15 protein-coding genes are annotated in these 18,140 nt (G+C 74.7%); 6 read left to right on the top strand and 9 right to left on the bottom strand.

The window, feature by feature from the left end:
- Positions 1 to 62 precede the first annotated feature (62 nt).
- Positions 63 to 509 carry a GNAT family N-acetyltransferase gene (locus tag ACFY00_RS17555; protein ID WP_388032358.1) on the bottom strand — a complete coding sequence of 149 codons (447 nt, stop codon included), beginning with the start codon at positions 507 to 509 and terminating at the stop codon, positions 63 to 65.
- Positions 510 to 1,014: 505 nt separating this feature from the next.
- Between ACFY00_RS17555 and ACFY00_RS17550 the strand changes: the two genes are divergently transcribed.
- The gene (locus tag ACFY00_RS17550) at positions 1,015 to 1,779 is read left to right on the top strand and encodes a hypothetical protein (RefSeq protein ID WP_388032356.1); all 765 of its coding nucleotides are present in this window, start codon (positions 1,015 to 1,017) and stop codon (positions 1,777 to 1,779) included.
- Positions 1,780 to 1,786: 7 nt separating this feature from the next.
- On the opposite strand, the gene ACFY00_RS17545 is transcribed toward ACFY00_RS17550, so the two are convergent.
- Entirely contained in the window at positions 1,787 to 2,467 is a 681-nt protein-coding gene (locus tag ACFY00_RS17545) for a class I SAM-dependent methyltransferase (RefSeq protein ID WP_388032354.1), read from the bottom strand.
- Positions 2,468 to 2,818: 351 nt separating this feature from the next.
- Between ACFY00_RS17545 and ACFY00_RS17540 the strand changes: the two genes are divergently transcribed.
- Positions 2,819 to 3,973, top strand: coding sequence for an ROK family protein (locus tag ACFY00_RS17540; protein ID WP_388032352.1), 1,155 nt, complete (start codon positions 2,819 to 2,821; stop codon positions 3,971 to 3,973).
- A gap of 15 nt (positions 3,974 to 3,988) precedes the next feature.
- Here ACFY00_RS17540 and ACFY00_RS17535 read toward each other — a convergent pair whose 3' ends face one another.
- Both ACFY00_RS17535 and ACFY00_RS17530 read right to left on the bottom strand, forming a co-directional pair.
- A complete protein-coding gene (locus ACFY00_RS17535; RefSeq protein ID WP_388032350.1) occupies positions 3,989 to 4,675 on the bottom strand; it encodes a hypothetical protein in 687 nt (228 codons plus the stop codon).
- Between the two features lie 77 nt (positions 4,676 to 4,752).
- Positions 4,753 to 5,520, bottom strand: coding sequence for a GntR family transcriptional regulator (locus ACFY00_RS17530; protein WP_388032348.1), 768 nt, complete (start codon positions 5,518 to 5,520; stop codon positions 4,753 to 4,755).
- A gap of 250 nt (positions 5,521 to 5,770) precedes the next feature.
- Between ACFY00_RS17530 and ACFY00_RS17525 the strand changes: the two genes are divergently transcribed.
- Entirely contained in the window at positions 5,771 to 6,562 is a 792-nt protein-coding gene (locus tag ACFY00_RS17525) for an exodeoxyribonuclease III (RefSeq protein ID WP_388032501.1), read from the top strand.
- Positions 6,563 to 6,624: 62 nt separating this feature from the next.
- On the opposite strand, the gene ACFY00_RS17520 is transcribed toward ACFY00_RS17525, so the two are convergent.
- From ACFY00_RS17520 to ACFY00_RS17500, 5 genes are all read right to left on the bottom strand, one after another.
- The gene (locus tag ACFY00_RS17520) at positions 6,625 to 7,500 is read right to left on the bottom strand and encodes a geranyl diphosphate 2-C-methyltransferase (RefSeq protein ID WP_388032346.1); all 876 of its coding nucleotides are present in this window, start codon (positions 7,498 to 7,500) and stop codon (positions 6,625 to 6,627) included.
- A 27-nt stretch (positions 7,501 to 7,527) separates the two neighbouring features.
- Complete coding sequence (locus ACFY00_RS17515; protein ID WP_388032344.1) at positions 7,528 to 8,847, bottom strand: family 2 encapsulin nanocompartment cargo protein terpene cyclase; 1,320 nt, start codon at positions 8,845 to 8,847, stop codon at positions 7,528 to 7,530.
- 342 nt (positions 8,848 to 9,189) lie between these two features.
- Entirely contained in the window at positions 9,190 to 11,646 is a 2,457-nt protein-coding gene (locus ACFY00_RS17510; protein WP_388032342.1) for a glycoside hydrolase family 9 protein, read from the bottom strand.
- Between the two features lie 422 nt (positions 11,647 to 12,068).
- On the bottom strand, positions 12,069 to 13,151 hold the full coding sequence (locus tag ACFY00_RS17505) for an LLM class flavin-dependent oxidoreductase (protein ID WP_388032341.1): 1,083 nt from the start codon (positions 13,149 to 13,151) through the stop codon (positions 12,069 to 12,071).
- Complete coding sequence (locus ACFY00_RS17500) at positions 13,148 to 13,900, bottom strand: GNAT family N-acetyltransferase (protein ID WP_388032340.1); 753 nt, start codon at positions 13,898 to 13,900, stop codon at positions 13,148 to 13,150. Before ACFY00_RS17500 ends, ACFY00_RS17505 begins: the two co-directional genes overlap by 4 nt.
- 599 nt (positions 13,901 to 14,499) lie before the next feature.
- Here ACFY00_RS17500 and ACFY00_RS17495 point away from each other — a divergent pair.
- Genes ACFY00_RS17495 through ACFY00_RS17485 form a run of 3 tightly spaced genes read left to right on the top strand, consistent with a single transcriptional unit; the run spans position 14,500 to position 18,027 of the window.
- Positions 14,500 to 15,765 (top strand): LLM class flavin-dependent oxidoreductase, encoded by a 1,266-nt coding sequence (locus ACFY00_RS17495; RefSeq protein WP_388032339.1) that lies wholly within the window; start codon positions 14,500 to 14,502, stop codon positions 15,763 to 15,765.
- Positions 15,766 to 15,787: 22 nt separating this feature from the next.
- The gene (locus ACFY00_RS17490; RefSeq protein WP_388032338.1) at positions 15,788 to 17,197 is read left to right on the top strand and encodes an NtaA/DmoA family FMN-dependent monooxygenase; all 1,410 of its coding nucleotides are present in this window, start codon (positions 15,788 to 15,790) and stop codon (positions 17,195 to 17,197) included.
- Positions 17,194 to 18,027 (top strand): DUF1684 domain-containing protein, encoded by an 834-nt coding sequence (locus ACFY00_RS17485; RefSeq protein WP_388032336.1) that lies wholly within the window; start codon positions 17,194 to 17,196, stop codon positions 18,025 to 18,027. Before ACFY00_RS17490 ends, ACFY00_RS17485 begins: the two co-directional genes overlap by 4 nt.
- The last annotated feature ends 113 nt before the right edge of the window (positions 18,028 to 18,140 follow it).

Below are 18,140 nucleotides of genomic sequence, written 5' to 3'. Positions count from 1 at the left end.
CAGCCTTCGGCGACGGTCGACTTGACGCCGGACCAGGAGGGCCCGGGAGGCGCCGGGAAGCGTCAGGAGGCGTCGGGAGCGGCGGCCGACGGCAGCGGCCTGGTCCAGCGCCGCCACTGGTCCTCGCGGCCGTAGCCCGCGGCCTGCCAGGCGGACCGGCCGAGGTCGTTGTGCTCCAGCACCATGGCGTCGGCCCGGCGGCCGCCGACCGCGGTGAAGCGGGCGTGGGCGGCGTCCAGCAGGGCGGTGCCGATGCCGCGGCGGCGGGCGGCGGGGTGGACGGCGAGGCGGTAGAGGTGGCAGCGCCAGCCGTCCCAGCCCGCGATGACGGTGCCGAGGATCGCGCCCTCGTGCTCGGCCAGGATCAGCGCCTGCGGGTCGCGCTCCAGCAACCGGGCCACGCCCGCCCGGTCGTCGCTGATGCTGGTGCCCTCGGCGGCCTCGGCCCAGAAGGCCAGCACGGCGTCGATGTCCTCGGGGCGCGCGGCCCGCAGTTCGTACTCGTTCATGCGGACGTTCCTACCAGGCAGGTCAGCAGCCCCGCCAACGCTTTCCCCCGGCCCCTCCCCCGCCCCTCGACGGCACCGGGCACGGTCCGTCAGACCCGTCAGGCCCGCCAGGACCGCCAGGACCACCGGCCGACCGCTGGGCAGTGCCCGCGCCGCAGCCGCGCCGACCGCCGTGGTCGCGCTCGGCCCGGGCGGCCCGGCCGTCGCGACCCCGCCGACCACCCGGCTGATCCCGAACCCGCGCTTCGAGTCGGTGCCGTGGATCCGGCCGTGCGGGCCCGGCACCCCGCCCCACCCGTGCGGCACCACCCTCCCGCCCGGCAGCAGCCCGTTCCGCAGCCGCATCCGATCGGCTTCCGACCCTCCGTCAACCTCCGTCCCGCGCACTGCCGTCGGCGGGTCGGAGGCGTCCTTTACCCGGTCTTGACGCGCACCCGCGGCGTCCCCCATGGTGTGCTCACTCCCTCGCACCGCTGCCCGTCCACCTCCCCCACCCGGAGCCGGCATGCGTGCACCCCTGCCCCACCACTCCCGCCCCCGCCGTCGTCACCGCGAGCGCGTCCCGCTCGGCGCCCTCGCCTCCCTCGCACTGCTGGCCGCCACCGCGGGCTTCGCCCTGCTCGGCACGGGCAGCGCCGCGGCCGCCCAGGAGGCCGTCCGGGACGGCTCGTTCCTGCAGCCACTGGCCGACAACTGGACCTGCGACGGCGACGTCCGCCGCCTGGAGCAGGGCGTCGAGGGCCGACCGGGCGGCTACGACTTCGCCGGGTGCAGCCAGCGGGTGACGGTCCGGCCGTACACCAGCTACGACCTGACGGCGGACGTCTCCGGCGCGTACGCCTTCGTCGGCGTCACCGGCAACGAGGCCGAGACCACCTACCTGTGGGCCGACGGGCCGGAGCGGACCAGGCTGCACACCGTGGTCCGCACCGGCGGGACGACCCGGACGCTCACCGTGTACTTCCACGGCTGGTACGGGCAGGGGCCCTACCAGGTGCGGCGGGTGTCGCTGTACGACAGCAGCACCGGCCTGCCGGCCTGCCCGGACATGACCGGCGCGCCGCCCAGTTCGCCCCTGCCCGGCCCGCCGACCCCGAGCTCCTTCGCTGCCGCCACCACCACCGCCACCGCCCTGACGACTCCCCCGGTCAGCCCGTCGGCGAGCGCCTCCTCACCCGGCCCGACCTGCCTGGTCCCGCCGTCGGCACCGCCCTCGGCACCGCCCTCGGCGTCCGTCAGCCCGCCCGCGCCGCGCCCGACCGGGACCTGACGCCGTGTCAGCCGCGCAGCGTCCACACCGTGGTGGCCTTCTCGGCCGCGTCCTCCAGGTCGGCGGCGACCGGGACGGTGTACTCGGCGAGCGCGGTGAAGCGCCCGCGCGGCAGGTAGGCCCGTCCGGGGTCGCCGACCACCACGGTCGCGCCCCGGGCGGCGGCCCGCTCCAGGAACGGCAGGAAGCGGGCGGCCATCGAGCGTTCGTAGAACACGTCCCCGGCCAGCACCACCTCGTCCGGGGCGCCGTCGCCGTCCAGCACGTCGGCCAACTCGGCCGCCACCGCGACGCCGTTCAGCTCCGCGTTCACCTCGATCGAGGCCACCGCGTACGCGTCGATCTCGGCGGCCCGCACCGCGGCCGCGCCGCCGAGCGCCGCCGCGACGGCGACCAGGCCGGAGCCCGCCGCCAGGTCCAGCACCCGGCGGCCGCGCACGAGTTCGGGGTGGTCGAGCACGTACCGGGCCACCGCCACCCCGCCCGCCCACGGGAACGCCCAGAACGGCGGCGGCAGCCCCTCCTTCCCGCGGGCCCGCTCGGTGGTCTCCCACAGCACGATCGCGTCCTGCGCCATCCGCAGCCGCACCTCCGGCACGAACGGCACCGGCCCGGGAGCGGTGTGGGCCCGGACGAACTCGGTGTCGGTGGGCGCGGACTGACGCACCGCGGCGGTGTTGTTCCCCATGGCACCCAAGCCTAGGGCCAGTGACCGGCGGCCCCGGCCCGGTGACCGGCGGCCCGGAGCCGGTGACCGGCCCGGGCGCACCACGGCGCCGCCGCCGACGGGTCACCCCCCGGTCACGGACGACGTACCGTTTCGATACCGAAGCCGTTATGAGCTGCGGAAACGCTCGCCCCGCCGAGGGCCGCGCGAGTACGATCCGGGCAGACGCCCAGGTCGCGGCACCCCACGGTGCCGGTCCGCGGGCGGCGGCTCCGCGCGGGCCCGCACCCGCCCGACCACGGCGGGAGGGGCGACCCCGCGCTCCACGGCACCGCGCGCCAGGGCGATCGCGCGAAGCGGAAGGGCAGCGACTTGACGGACCGGCTCACCGGAGGGGACTCCTCACTGCTGCGGCGCATCAACGCGGCGGTCACCCTGCGGTCGTTGCGCGACGGGCAGGCCGTCACGCTCACCCAGCTCGTCGGCGACACCGGCCTGTCCCGGCCGACCGTCGAGGGCGTGATCGAGGGGCTGCTGGAGTCCGGGCTGGTCGCCGAGGTCGAGCACGGCCAGGAGACGGGGCGCCAACGCGGCCGCCCGGCCCGCTGGTTCCGCTTCCGCGCCGAGGCCGGGCACGTGCTGGGCATCGAGATCGGCGTCCACGACCTGCGGGTCGTGCTGGCCGACCTGGCGGGCGAGATCCTGGCCAGCCACGCCAAGACGGTGGACGAGGCGCTCGAGGCCGAGGACCGCCTCACCCTGGTCCGCACCACCGTCGCCGAGGTGCTGCGCAAGGCCGGGGTCTCCCGCGACAGCCTGTGGGAGGTCGCCGTCGGCACCCCCGGCATCGTCGACCGCGACGGCACCGTCCGGCTCGGCACCGCGATGCCCGGCTGGACCGGCCTCGACCTCGGCGCCCGGCTGCGCCGCTCCTTCCGCTGCCCGGTGGTGATCGAGAACGACGCCAACCTGGCCGCCATCGCCGAGCACTGGAAGGGCGCGGCGGTCGGCAAGGGCGACGTGGTGTTCGTGATGGCCGGGCTCAGCCCCGGCGCCGGTTCGCTGATCGGCGGGCGCCTGCACCGCGGCCACGGCGGCGCGGCGGGCGAGATCGGCGCGCTCCACCTGCTCGGCCGACAGGCCACCCCCGAACGGCTGTTGTCCACCACCGGCAAGCCGCTCGACCCGCTGGACGAGGCCGCGGTGGCCCGCGTCCTGCGGCTGGCCCGGGAGGGCGACCAGGTCGCCCAGGTCGCCATGGACCGCTTCCTGGGCCGCCTCGTCCACGACGTCACCGCACTGGTCCTCGCCCTCGACCCGGAGCTCGTCGTGGTCGGCGGCTGGGCGGCCGGACTGGACGGCGTCCTGGAGCCGCTGCGCGAGCAGCTCGCCCGCTACACCCTGCGCGCCCCCGAGGTCGCGCTCGCCGCGCTCGGCTCGGACGTGGTCGCGATGGGTGCGCTGCGGGTCGCCCTCGACCACGTCGAGGAGCAGTTGTTCGCCGTCGACCCGCCCGCCGCGCGGTAGCGGTGGCGGTGACGGTCACAGGCAGAGCAGCTCGTACTCGCCCTTGAGCCGCCCCCGGGCGTGCGCCCGCATCCGGGCCGCGTACCGGGGGTCGTGCCTGAGCCGGTCGTAACCGGGGCGGTCGTGGCCGGGGCGGTCGTCGGACGGCAGGACGCCCGCGGTCTCGGCGAGGTAGACGTCGAAGCCCGGGTGCATCAGGACGGCGTACGGCAGGTCGTCGACGTCGAGCGCGAACACCGGGTACTCGCCCAGCTCGTCGCGCTCGCCGTGCGGGCCCACCGACAGGACCCGGCGCGAGTCGGAGCCGCCGGGCAGCAGGAAGCACTCGCCGAACAGCGCGGAGAACGGCTCGTAGCAGGAGCCCCACAGCTCGCCGTACTCCTCGACGGCGATCTCCCCGAGGGTGCGCGGCGCGAGGGCGCCGCCGCGGTCGAACCAGCCGTGGCGCTCCAGCATGCCGCTGTCGTACGCCAGCCAGGCGCGCAGGCTGGGCGGCAGCGGGTGGCCGCTCGGGAACGCCGTCAGGTCGGGGCGCGGGCGGAGCGGGCCCTCGACCCACGGCCCGGCGAACCGGTCGTGGGCGAGCACCTGGCGGGACGGGTCGGCCCGGACGCGGGCGAGGACCCGCTCGGTGAGCGCCCGGCCGTGGTCCGGCGACTCCGTCCGTTCTCCCCGCCTGCCCTGCTCGACCTGCTCGGTCATGGTGCCGCCCCCTGTCCACCGTCCGCCAGTGGGAAGGAGCGTAACCGGGGCCGCCGACAACCCGGTCTGACGGGCCGTCAGGAGACGGCGGCGGCCTTGACGTTGGCGGCGACCTTGACGGCCGCGCCGGACTCGCCGAAGGTCAGCTTGCAGGTGTCGGCCCGGTAGGTGGAGACCGCGACCGCCGCCAGCCGACCGGCCGCGGCGTACTGGGTGGTGACCACCAGCACCGGGGTGCCCGGGGGGCGCTCCAGCAGCGCGGCCTCGACGGTCTCGGCGACGCCCAGCTCCACCGAGCGGGACTCCCCGTCGACGCCGATCCGCTCCAACTGGCGCAGCACGCCGCGGGCGCGGTCGTTGTCGTCGACCACGACGGCGAGGTGCGGCAGCGCGGCCGAGGGGACGTGCAGCGACTCGACGGCGACCGTCACGCCCTGGGCGGTGCGCAGGCGGCGGACGGTGTGCACCTGGTCGCCCTCGGTCAGGCCGAGGGTGCGGGCCAGCGCGGCGGAGGCGGGGCCGGTGGTGCAGTCCACCACCTTCCAGTCCTGGCCGCCGTGGACGGCGCCGGAGCGGCCGGACTCGCGCCCGGCGACCTGGATGCCGACCCGCGGGGCGGCGACCAGGGTGCCGATGCCGCGGCGGCGGACCAGGCGGCCCTCCAGCTCCAGCTGGTCCAGCGCCTGGCGGAGGGTGGCCCGGGCCACGCCGAAGCGCGCCGAGAGCTCGCGCTCGTTGGGCAGCACCTGGCCGGTGGAGAACTCGGTGTCCATGGTGCGCAGCAGCACCGTGCGCAGGTGCCAGTACTTCGGCTCCGCCACCGCCGCGAGCGTTCCTTGCCCCACCGTGTCCTCCACCCTGAGGGACGACAGGCCCACCGCGGCTCCCCGTTTCAGCAGGTGGGGGAGGCGGGCTTTATCCGTCCTTCTTTATTAAAGGTCTTTGCAGTAAGTGACAGTAGGGGGTGCCCGGCGAGATGGTCAAGACCAATGGGGAAGGTTCCTTGCGCATCGCCCCCCGACCCGCTATGGCGCCCCGCTTCGCCCGGAATGCCGGGTTCCGGGGGCGGACCGGTACCCTCGCTCCGTGCAAAGCATCACGACGATCAACGTCAACGGGATCCGGGCGGCCGCCAAGAAGGGCTTCCTGGAGTGGATGGACGACACCAAGTCCGAGGTGGTCTGCCTGCAGGAGGTGCGCGCCGAGGCCGGGCAGTTCGCCGACGTGCTGGCCCGCCTCGACGGGTGGCACGCCGTCTGGGCGCCCGCCGCCGCCAAGGGCCGCGCCGGGGTCGCCGTGCTCTCCCGCCGCGCCCCCGACGCCACCCGGGTCGGCTTCGGCTCCGCCGAGTTCGACGCCTCCGGCCGCTACGCCGAACTCGACCTGCCGGGCCTGACCGTCGCCTCGCTGTACCTCCCCTCCGGCGAGGTCGGCACCGAGCGGCAGGACGAGAAGGAACGCTTCATGGCCGAATTCCTCGTCCACCTCGGCGAGTTGCGCGCCCGCGCCGCCGCCGGGGGGCGCGAGGTGCTGGTCTGCGGCGACTGGAACATCGCCCACCGCGAGGCCGACCTGCGCAACTGGAAGGCCAACCAGAAGAAGGCCGGCTTCCTCCCCGAGGAGCGCGCCTGGTTCTCCCGCGTCCTGGACGAGCACGGCTACGTCGACGTCCTGCGCAGCCTGCACCCCGACCAGGACGGCCCCTACTCCTGGTGGTCCTACCGCGGCCGCGCCTTCGACAACGACGCCGGGTGGAGGATCGACTACCACCTGGCCACCCCGGCCCTCGCCGCCCGCTGCGCCGAGGCCCGCGTCGAGCGCGCCGCCACCCACGCCGAGCGCTGGTCCGACCACGCGCCGGTCACCGCCGTGTACGACCTGGGCTGAGGCCCGCGGCACCGCCGACGCCCCCGCCCCCGTGATCGGGGACGGGGGCGTCGGCCCGGGTGTCAGACCCGGTCGGCGGCGATCAGCACGTACTGGAAGGAGCCGTCCTTGTAGGACTCGATGAACGCCTCCTCGATGCCGGTGACCAGCGAGGAGGTGGCGCGCAGCTCCCAGTAGGGGAGGGTGTCGGGGGTCAGGTCGATGACGGCCTGCGGGACGAGGCGGTTGTCGGCCATCGCGCGCAGGTACTCGCGGCGGGAGTGGATGTTGCACTCGAAGTGCGCGTTGATCTGCGAGACCCACTTGGAGGGCTGGCCGTAGCGCGGGTTCCAGCAGCCGGTGATGGTGACGTAGCGGCCGCCGACCTTGAGCACCCGGGCGTGCTCGGCGAACAGGTCGTGCAGGTCGACGTACATGCTGGACTCGTTGTTCCACGAGCCGGACATCTGGCCGTTGGCGAACGGGGTGTCGAGCATGTTGCAGACCCGGGAGCGGACGTGGTCGGCGATGCCGAGCTCCTGGGCGCGGCGGTTGCCGAAGTCGGCCTGGGTGCTGGAGAGGGTGACGCCCTCGACCTTGCAGCCGAAGCGCTGGTGGGCCATCACCATCGAGCCGCCGCGGCCGCAGCCCGCGTCCATCAGGGTGTCGTCCGGCGTGATCGGGCCGAGGTGGTCGAGGAGCACCTCGGCCTGGGCGGACTCCAGCCGGTGCAGCTCGGTGATCAGCTTCTTCTCGTACTCGCTGTCCTCGGGGGTGCCGAGGGACTCGGTGTCGATCGCGCCGATGCCGTAGTGGTGGTGGTAGAGCCCGTCGACGTCGCCCAGGCGCAGGTTCACCGGGCGGGCCTCGTTGTTCCAGTAGCGGGCGATGTCGCCCTGGTAGGCGGTCGCGGGTGCGGGCGCGGGGACGAACGCGGTGGCGGTGCCGGTGCTGGTCATCTGCAAGTGTCCGTTTCTTACCGGTGGTTACCAGAAATTGGGGAGGCTGTAGCGGTACGTGTTGGTCTGGTGCCAGTGGTGGTTGCCGTCGACCCAGGCGGCGACGCCGCGCAGGAAGCGCAGCAGCGGCGGGGCGGGGCAGGCGGCGGCGAGGGCGGCGGCCTCGGCCTCGAAGGCGCGCATCAGCTCGTTGTGGACCTCGACGGCCTTCAGGTAGCCGTCCTTGTCGGAGAGCCCCTCGCGCTCGGAGATCACCACCGGCAGGTTGAGGTGCCGACCGGGGCTGGCCAGTTCCTTGGTGTAGGAGTACAGGTCGTTGACGATGGTGGTGGCGTTGCTCGCGAGCGCGATGACCCGCTGGGTGCCGGGCAGCGCGTGCAGGTCGGCCGGGAGCTCGTAGCCGCCCACGGTGTCGGTGATGGTCGGGCACGGGCGGAAGTTGTTGAACTGGCGCATCGCCAGGTACTCCCACACCTCGGGCACGTGGTCGGTCTCGGCCCAGGCCGCCTCGGCCAGGTAGCCCAGGTGCAGCCGCGCCATGTCGTGCCGGAACCGGTCGGCCTGGGACGGGCTGGCCGCCTCGGTGAAGTACTGCATCGCGGAGCGGTAGGCCCGGCGCGGCGCGTCCGCGCCCAGCGACTCGGCCCAGCCCGGCGCGTACTCCGCCGTGGTGTGCAGCGGGTCCAGCGCGGTGTGCGCGAGCAGCAGGCGGCTGCCGAGGCCGACCGGGGAGCCGCCGTGGTCCTCGCAGTAGCAGTCGTCCACCGCGTTCTCGGCCACCATCAGGCGGGTGGCCAGCATCAGGTGGTCGACCGTCGGGGCGTCCGGGTGGCAGGCCACCATGTAGCGGCCGACCGAGAAGCCGTCGAACTGGCCCTCCCACTCGTCCGGGAAGAGGTCCACCTCGTCGACCGCCCAGTCCTTGATCCGGCGGCTGACCTCCGCCACCCGCACCGGGTCCGGCTCCGGGACGGGGTGGAAGTACAGGCCCGGCACCGGGACGCCCTCCACCGGGGCGGCCGCATCCACCGGGGCGGTCGCGGGAGCCGGTTCGGGGAGCCGGGAGGGCAGCAGGAGGCCGCCGGTCCCGAGCCCGCTGGGGCCGCGCAGGATCCGCTCCAGCCCGGCCGCTCCGGGGTCGGCCGCGGCGGGGACGGCTCCGGGTGCGGGATCGGCGGGCTCGGCGGGCACGTCGACGGCGGACGCATCGACGGCGGGCGCGGCCGCCGCGACCTCCCGGGCCGCGGCCTCCAGCACCGCGGTCAGGGCGGACAGGAACGGCGGTTCGTCGGACGGGCCGGTCGACGGGGAGAGCGCGGACGGAGAGGAGAGCCCTGGCTCGGGCATCCGTGGCTCCTAACTGGGGGAAGGGGAAGGGCGGGTCCGCCCGGGCGTGCGGACGGTGGCGAACGGCCTGCGGCCGCCCGCCACGAGGGGGATCGCGGCGAACTCTCCTCGGAGGTCGGAAGGATGACGACTCGTCAGGACGGGTGGCCGAACCGGCCGGATCTTGAGGAACGCTAATGCCCCACCCGGACGCTTCGCCCGCACGGCAGGGGGTATTTACCTCGATACGGTGATCTTGCGGAGCAACATGTTTACCCGCGCCACCGCGCCGCACCGCCACGCGCGAACGCCCCCGCCCCCGCGGGGAGGCGGGGACGGGGGCGTTCAGGTGCCGGGAGCGGATCAGGCGGTGCTGCAGGCCCGGCCGTTGAGGGTGAAGGCGGGCAGCGCGGCGGGGGTCCCGGTGGCCTGGAAGCCGAAGGAGGCGGTGCCGCCCGGTGCCAGGGTGCCGTTCCAGCCCGCGTCGGTGGCGGTGACGGCCGCGCCGCTCTGGACGACCTTGGCGTTCCAGGCGTTGGTGACCACCTCGTTGCCCCGGTACGTCCAGGCGAGGGTCCAGCCGGAGACGGTGCTGCTCCCGGTGTTGCGGACCGTCACGTCGGCGGTGAAACCGCCGCCCCAGCTACTGCCCACGGTGTAGGCCACCGCGCACCCTGCGACCGGCTGGCTCGGGCTGCCGCTCGCACTGGGCGACGGGGACGGGGACGGCGAGGCGGACACCGAGGCCGAGGGCGACGGGGACGGCGACGGCGACGGCGAGGGCGAGGACGAGACCGAAGCCGACGGGGACGGGGACGGGGACGGCGAGGGGCCGGTGCCGCCCGGTTCGGCGCCCCACTGCGGCGCTCCCCCGTCCAGCAGCCGGATGTTGGCCGCGTCCACCGGCGTCGAGCCCGGGACGAGCGAGATGCCCTGGTACGACCAGTCGTTGGTCGGGTCCCAGGCGCCCGCGGAGGCGATCCGGAACTGGACCTCCTTGCGGTAGGCGGACTGCCCGGCCGGGGCGATCACGGTGTTGGAGCAGTCGACCGTGACGTAGTAGGTGGACCCGGAGTACGGCGTCGGGCCGCTGACCGTGCCGCACTGGTTGTAGTTGGTGGTGAGGGTGATCTGGCTCGGGCTCACCCCCGGGTCCAGGGTGAAGTAGTAGCGCAACGAGGCGTTCTTGAGCGCGCGGGCCGGCCAGGCCGACTTGTTGATCAGGTAGGCCTTGATCTCGGTGAAGTTGGTGCCGGAGGCGTTCACCGAGGCCTGGACGGACATCTCCGGCCCGTCCGGGGTCTCCTTGGGCGGGAAGTTGGCGAGCGGGGCGCCGCCGTACTCGCCGTAGAGCCGGGCCAGCGCGCCGGTGAAGGCGGCGTTGTAGTCGGTGGCGACCTCGTTGTTGACGTAGTTGGAGCGGTCGTCGGTGTAGGAGTCGTCGGCCGAGCTGGGGCCGCCGACCAGGGCGCCGATCAGGGTGTGGCGGCTGTTGACGGGGTTGGTGAGCTGGTCGGTCCAGGAGCCGTGGGCGGTGCGGTGGTGCGGGTTCTTCGGGGAGTTGGCGCCGAAGCCGATCAGGTAGCTGGACTTGCGGGGGTTGTCGCCGAGCGCGTAGTCGATCTGGCGGACCGCGAAGTCGTGGTAGCGGGCCTTGCGGACGGGGTCGCCGGTGAGCGTGTCGGAGTAGACCAGGGCGACGAAGGAGGTGTTGGCGGCGTAGCGCAGCGACCCCCAGGAGTCGAGCACGGCCTCGCCGCCCGGGGAGTACTTGACCTGGCTGCCGTTGACGCCGACGGTCCACCAGTCGAGCCAGCGGTTGGCGTCGTCGAGGTACTGCTGCTTGCCGGTGAGCTGGGCCAGCAGCACGTAGGCGCCGTAGGACTTGTCGTCCCAGGCGATCGTCCACTTGTAGGACTTGGTCGTGGACTGCGGCTCGGTGGAGAGGTTGGCGTAGTAGCTCTCGGCCTTGGCCAGGTAGCTGCTGTCGCCGGTGGCCTTGTAGAGCCAGATCGCGCCCCAGACCAGCTCGTCGTTGTAGCCGCTCCAGGAGTTGTAGTAGCCCTGGGCGTCCTTGATGCAGTCGCTGTACTTGCCGCGGTAGGTGTCGGCGAAGGAGTACAGCTGCTTGGCGTGGGTGAGCAGCGTCGCGGAGTACGTCGGGTCGCTGTCGGCGAAGACCATCGAGGAGGAGGCCAGCGCCGCGGCCGTCTCGCCCGCCAGGTCCGAGCCCGGGCAGGAGGCGTCGATCTTGTACGCGGGCCGGGCCATCGGCAGCACCTCGGCCGGGCCCCACCAGGCGTGGTCGGCCGAGCCGCTGCCGACCTGGCCGTAGAGCACGTTGGGGGCGGGGTGCGCCTTGATCAGGTAGTCGTCGACGAAGCGCAGGTTGTTCTTCAGGTACGGCATCTGCCCGGAGGCCGTGTAGCCCGCCTTCTCGGCGATGCCGCCCCAGGCCAGCATGGTGGTCGAAGCGGCCATCGGCAGGCCGAACTTGACGTGGTCACCGGCGTCGTACCAGCCGCCGGTGAGGTCGAGCCCGACGTCCTTGCCGTCGTCCAGCGCGGAGTCGCCCCGCCAGCTCACCCGGTTGGTGGCGGGCAGCTTGCCGGACTGCTGGGCCTCGTAGAACAGCAGCGACTTCTGCAGCGCCTCGCCGTAGTTGTACGGGGGCGCGGCGGTGGCGTCGGCGGCCGCGCTGTGCAGCGGCAGCAGCGCACCGGCGGTCACGGCTCCGGCCGCGAGCAGGCCGAGGAGGGTGCGGCGGGTGCGGCGGGCGGAGCGCGACGGGCGGGGTGGGGGTGCAGCGGGACGGGACATGGCGTCCTTCCGGGGCGGCGGTGGGGGCGACGACGGGAGTGGGGGATGCCGATCGGATGGCCGGTGACCTGCCCAAACATCGTGGGAGCGCTCCCAATCCTGATCGGTCGGGAACGGTGTCGGCAGGCCGCGGGCGGCGTCCATGGTGTCCGCGCCGCCGCAGCCGTGTCAACGCGCAACGTGGAAGTTACACGCCGGAATTGACGCCCCGACGGCAGTCTCCCGCGGCTCGGCGGCCGTCCGGCCGGACGTCGGTCGCGACCCTGCCACCGTCCGGGGGCCACCCCGCGCCCGGTGGGCCGACGGGGTGTCACGGCCCCGCCGGCCCGTCCTACGGGTGAGGCTCCACGGTACGGCGCGGCAGGGCGGCGGGCGCAGGGGCCGAACGTCCCTGACTGCGGGAGGTCCGGCCCCAGCGGGGGTCAGAGCAGCGGGCGGACGTGTTCGGCGAAGGTGTAGGCCTCTTCGAGGTGGGGGTAGCCGGAGAGGACGAACTCGTCGACGCCCGCGGCGCGGTACTCGGCGAGGCGGTCGGCGACCTCGCGGTGGCTGCCGACCAGGGCGGTGCCCGCGCCGCCGCGGACCAGACCGATGCCGGCCCACAGGTTGGGGGCGATCCAGAGGCGGTCGCGACGGCCGCCGTGCAGGTCCAGCATCCGGCGCTGGCCGACGGACTCCAGGGCGCGCAGCCGCTGCTGCCCGGCGGCGATCGCGGTGTCGTCGAGCCCGGCCAGCAGCGCTTCGGCGTCCGCGCGGGCGCGGGCGGCGGTGGCCCGGCTCAGGACGTGCACCCGCAGGCCGAAGCGCGGGGAGCGGCCCTGCGCGGCGGCGAGCTCGCGCACCCGGGCGATCTTCTCGGCGACCTGGGCGACGGGTTCGCCCCAGGTGAGGTAGGTGTCGGCGTGCCGGGCGGCGACGGCGAGCGCCGGGTCGGAGGAGCCGCCGAAGTAGATCCGCGGCACGGGCTCGGGCGGCTGCCGCAGGTGTCCGCCGTCGATCCGGTAGTGCGGGCCCGCGTGGTCGTACGGGGTGCCGCGCCAGGCGGTGCGGACCACGTCGAGGAACTCGTCGGCCCGGGCGTAGCGGGCGTCGTGGTCGAGCCGGTCGCCGTAGCCGCGCTGTTCGGCGTCGCTGCCGCCCGCCACCACGTTGAGCAGCAGCCGTCCGCCGGAGAGGCGTTGGAAGGTGGCGGCGGTCTGGGCGGCGAGCGCGGGTTCGACCAGGCCGGGGCGGAAGGCGACCAGGAACTTGAGCCGCCGGGTGGCGGCGATCAGGGCGGCGGTGGTGATCCAGGCGTCCTCGCAGTGCGCGCCGGTCGGGGTGAGGACCGCCTCGTAGCCCAACTGATCTGCCGCCTGCGCGAGTTGGGTGAGGTAGCCGAGGGTGGCGGGGCGGTCGGCGGGGGCGGCGGCGGAGGGTCCGCCGATGCCGGTGCCGTGGGCGGCGCCGCCCAGGTCGCGGGCGTCGCCGCCGGTCGGCAGGAACCAGTGGAACGCGGCGCTCATCGCTCCCGTCCTCCGTCCGGCGTGGGCCCGGCCGGGGTGGGCCCGTCCGGGGTGCGGACCAGCAGGAACGCGGTGTGGCGGCGCAGCGTGAAGCCCAGCGACTCGTACAGCCGGATCGCCCGGGTGTTGTCGGCGGCGGTGTGCAGGAACGGGGTGTCGCCGCGCTGTTCGATGCCGTGGGCGACGGCGCGGACCAGGCGGGTGGCGTGGCCGCGGCCGCGGTGGTCGGGGTCGGTGCAGACGGCGCTGATCTCGGTCCAGCCGGGCAGGCGCAGGCGTTCGCCCGCCATCGCGACCAGGCGGCCGCCGTGGCGCAGGCCGAGGTAGCGGCCGAGGGCGACGGTGCGGGGCAGGAACGGCCCGGGCTGGGTGCGGGCGATCAGGTCGAGGATCTCGGGGACGTCGGCGGGCCCCAACTCGACCGCCTCGGGCGCGGTTTCGGTGCGCAGGTCGGTGGCGACCAGCTGGGTGCCGCGGCCGGACTGCAGGACCTCCCAGCCCGCGGGCGCGGTGTCGGTGGCGGTGACGGGGGTGGTGCTGCCGGGCGGCCCGGCCAGGGCGGCGAGGTCCTGCCAGGCCCGCGGGTCGGCGGGGTCGGCGAGCGCGGTGAACGGGGAGACGTCGACGGGGTAGCGGGCGGCCCGGCCGACGCGTTCGGCGAGGTGGGCGTGCGGGCCGGTCAGGGCGGCCCAGGCCGGGTTGTCGAGGAGGTCGACGTCGGAGGCGGGCAGGGCGGTGCGCTGGCTCATGGCGGTGCGGCTCCTGTGCGGCGGGTGGCACGCGGCGTGCGGCGGGTGAACGGCGGTACTGCTGCGGGTTCAACCGGCCGGACAGAGCGCGCTGCTGACGCGCTGGAGGTCGACGGGCCGGTCGAGGTACACCGCGCGTTCCGCTGCCCGCACCGCCGTCCACCTCCCGGATCGTCCCGTCGCGGTCAAGCTAGGCCGCTCCCGAACCGAATGTCAACGGCCGTCCGCGGGGCCCGAGTCGGCGGTTCGTTACCGCTGTATGAACAGCGTTGTGCCGGGCCGGGGTGCGGGGTTACGGTGCGAGGACGGCGGCACCCGGGCGGTGCCGCGAGAGGCGGACGGGGAGGTGGCGGCGGTGCGGTCCCAGGAGCGCGAGGTGTACCTCGACCGACCGGTCGACCTGCTGCGGGTGAGCACCGCGCTCTGTCCGGCCTGTCCGGCCTGCTGAGCCGAACCCCGCAGCCGCCCCTCCCCCTCCCTCTTCCTCCGTCGCCGCGTCCCGGCCGCGCCCCCGTGCGCACCCCGGCGCGTCCGTACGCCCCTCCCCCGCGAACTCCCGCGCACTTCCGCGAACTCCCGTGAACAGGAACCGGTCCGCCATGCCCGCATCCCCAGCAGCACCCCCGTCCTCCTCCGCCGCCTCCCCCCTGCACCTGGCCGTCGCGCTGGACGGCGCCGGTTGGCACCCCGCCGCGTGGCGGGAGCCGGAGGCCCGGCCGAAGGAGTTGTTCACCGCCCGGTACTGGGCGGACCTGGCGGCGGAGGCGGAGCGCGGCCTGCTCGACCTGCTGACCATCGAGGACGGGCTGAGCCTGCAGTCGGAGCACCCGTTCGAGCCGGACGCGCGGACCGACCGGGTCCGGGGGCGGCTGGACGCGGTGCTGGTGGCGGCCCGGATCGCGCCGCTGACCCGGCACATCGGGCTGGTGCCGACGGCGGTCGTGACGCACACCGAGCCGTTCCACCTGTCGAAGGCGGTGGCCACGCTGGACTTCGTGAGCCAGGGCCGGGCCGGGCTGCGGGTGAAGGTGTCGGCCCGGGTCGACGAGGTCGCGCACTTCGGCCGCCGCGAGCCGCTCCCGCTGCGGCTGGAGGAGCTGGACTCCCCCGCCGGGCTGGCCGCGCTGGCCGAGTCGTTCGGCGAGGCCGAGGACTACGTGGAGGTGCTGCGCCGGCTGTGGGACAGCTGGGAGGACGACGCGGAGATCCGGGACGCGGCGACCGGCCGGTTCATCGACCGGAACAAGCTGCACTACATCGACTTCGTGGGCTCCCGGTTCTCGGTGCGCGGCCCGTCCATCACGCCCCGCCCGCCGCAGGGCCAGCCGCTGGTCGCGGCGCTCGCCCACCGCGGCGAGCCGTTCCGGCTGGCCGGTCGCTCCACCGACCTGGCGTTCGTGACCCCGCACGACGCGGACGGGGCCCGGGCGGTCGTGGCCGAGATCCGGGCCGCCCAGCGGGCCGCCGGGCGGGAGGCGGAGACGGTGCACGTCTTCGCCGACCTGGTGGTGTTCCTGGAGGAGCGGCCCGGCTCGGCCGCCGAGCAGCTGGCCCGGCTGGACGAGACGGCGAGCTCCGAGTACACCAGCGACGCCCGGGTGTTCACCGGCACCTCCGCCGAACTGGCCGATCTGCTGGTGGAGTTGGCGCAGGCGGGGCTGTCGGGCTTCCGACTGCGGCCGGGCCGGCTGCCGTACGACCTGGAGCGGATCACCCGCGGCCTGGTGCCGGAGTTGCAGCGCCGCGGCCTGTTCCGCACCGCCTACGAGGCGTCCACCCTGCGCGGGCTGCTGGGCCTGCCGCGCCCCGCCAACCGCTACGCCGCGCCCGCCGTCGCCGCCTCCCCTGCCGCCGTCGGCGCCTGAACTCCGAAGGAAAGCACGCGAGATGAGCAACGAGAGCAGCAGCAGCGGTAGCGGTAGCAGCAGCGGCAAGCCGCTCAAGCGGATCCACCTGGCCGCGCACTTCCCCGGCGTGAACAACACCACGGTGTGGAGCGACCCGCAGGCGGGCAGCCAGATCGAGTTCAGTTCCTTCGCGCACCTGGCGCGGACCGCCGAGCGCGCCAAGTTCGACTTCCTGTTCCTGGCCGAGGGCCTGCGGCTGCGCGAGCAGAACGGGCTGATCTACGACCTGGACGTGGTCGGCCGGCCGGACACCTTCACCGTGCTGGCCGCGCTGGCGGCGGTCACCGACCGGCTCGGCCTGGCCGGGACGATCAACTCGACGTTCAACGAACCGTACGAGGTGGCACGGCAGTTCGCCTCGCTGGACCACCTCTCGGCGGGCCGCTCGGCGTGGAACGTGGTGACCTCCTGGGACGCGTTCACCGGCGAGAACTTCCGGCGCGGCGGCTTCCTGCGCGAGGAGGACCGGTACGCGCGGGCGCAGCAGTTCCTGGAGGCGTCCTGGCGGCTGTTCGACTCCTGGCGGGGCGACGAGGTGCTGGCCGACCGGGTCTCCGGGGAGTTCCTGGGCGATCCGAAGGCGGGTGAATTCGCGTACCGCAGCAGCGAGTTCGACATCGCCGGTCGGTTCGACGTGCCGCGCTCGCCGCAGGGTCGGCCGGTGATCTTCCAGGCGGGCGACAGCGAGCAGGGCCGCGAGTTCGCCGCCGCCTCGGCCGACGCGATCTTCTCCCGGCACGGCACGCTGGAGGCCGGGAAGGCGTTCTACGCGGACGTGAAGGGCCGCCTGGCCAGGTACGGGCGCTCGGCCGACTCGCTGAAGATCCTGCCCGCGGTGACCTTCGTGCTGGGCGACACCGACGCGGAGGCGCACGAGAAGGCCGAGCTGGTCCGCCGCCAGCAGGTCAGCGGGCAGACCGCGATCCGGCTGCTGGAGCAGGTCTGGAACCGGGACCTCTCCGACCTGGACCCGGAGGGGCCGCTGCCGGAGGCGGACCCGCTGGTCGGCGAGCACACCGTGGCGCGGGGCCGGGCCTCGGTCCGGATGAACCGGGACCCGCTGGCGGTGGCCCGCGAGTGGCGGGCGCTGGCCGAGGCGAAGAACCTCTCGATCCGGGAGCTGGTGATCGAGGTGACCGGTCGCCAGTCCTTCATCGGCACCCCGGCCCGGGTCGCCGAGGAGCTGAACCGCTTCGTCCAGGAGGACGCCAGCGACGGCTTCATCCTCGCCCCGCACCTGACCCCGGGCGGCCTGGACGAGTTCGCCGACACCGTCGTGCCGCTGCTCCAGGAGCGCGGCGTGTTCCGCACCGAGTACGAGGGCAGCACCCTGCGCGAGCACCTCGACCTGCCGCCCCTGACCAACGCCCTTACCGAGGAAGCGATATGACGACCACTCAAGAGCCTGTCGACACCGCCGAGTTCACCCGTGAGTGGGAGGAGTGGCACGCCGCGAGCCAGCGCGCCCTGGCCGACCCGCACGGTTTCCTCGCCGTCACCTCCCTGCACTGGCTGGACGCCGAGCCGACCCGCTTCCCGGACGCGCCGGGCGCCTGGTGGACCGCCCCGGACGGGGTGTGGGTCGAGCTGGACGAGGGTGAGGAGCTGCTGCTGGACGGCGAGCCGGTGCGCGGACGGCACGGCTTCGGCGTGCTGCCGGAGCGGGCCAGCCTGTACGCGACGGCGGGCGAGGCGGTGATCGAGGTCGCCAAGCGCGGCGGCCACGACATCGTCCGGCCCCGGCACCCCGACAACCCGCTGCTGCGCGACTTCACCCGCACCCCCGCGTACGCCCCGGACCCGCGGTGGGCGCTGACCGGCCGCTACCTGCCGTTCGAGCAGCCGCGCCCGGTGACCGTCGGCGCGGCCGTCGAGGGCCTGCAGCACGTGTACGACGCGCCGGGCGAGATCGAGTTCACGCTGCCCGGCGGGGGCGGCACGCACCGGCTGACCGCGTTCAACGGCCACCTGCCGGGCAGCCTGCAGGTGCTGTTCACCGACGCCACCTCGGGCGTCACCACGTACGCCGCGAACCGGGCGCTGAGCGTCCCGGCGCCGGACGAGCAGGGCCGGGTCACGGTCGACTTCAACCGGGCCACCAACCTGCCCTGCGCCTACACCGACCTGGCGACCTGCCCGCTGCCGCCCGCCGAGAACCGCCTCCCGGCGGCGGTCGAGGCCGGGGAGCGGATCCCGCTGGAGCGCGGCGGGCAGCCGTAGCGCGCACCGCGGGGGGGGCCCGGCGGGGCGGGGGGCCCCCCCCGCCCCCCCCCGGGGGCGGGCGCCCCCCCCCCCCCCCCCCCGGGCCGGGCCCCCCCCGGGCCCCCCCCCCG

Origin of the sequence: Kitasatospora sp. NPDC001540 (genome assembly GCF_042894345.1) — a bacterium.
GTDB lineage: Bacteria > Actinomycetota > Actinomycetes > Streptomycetales > Streptomycetaceae > Kitasatospora > Kitasatospora phosalacinea_C.
The sequence above is the reverse complement of the archived record's forward strand: the minus strand, read 5'-3'. Positions and strand labels throughout refer to the sequence as shown.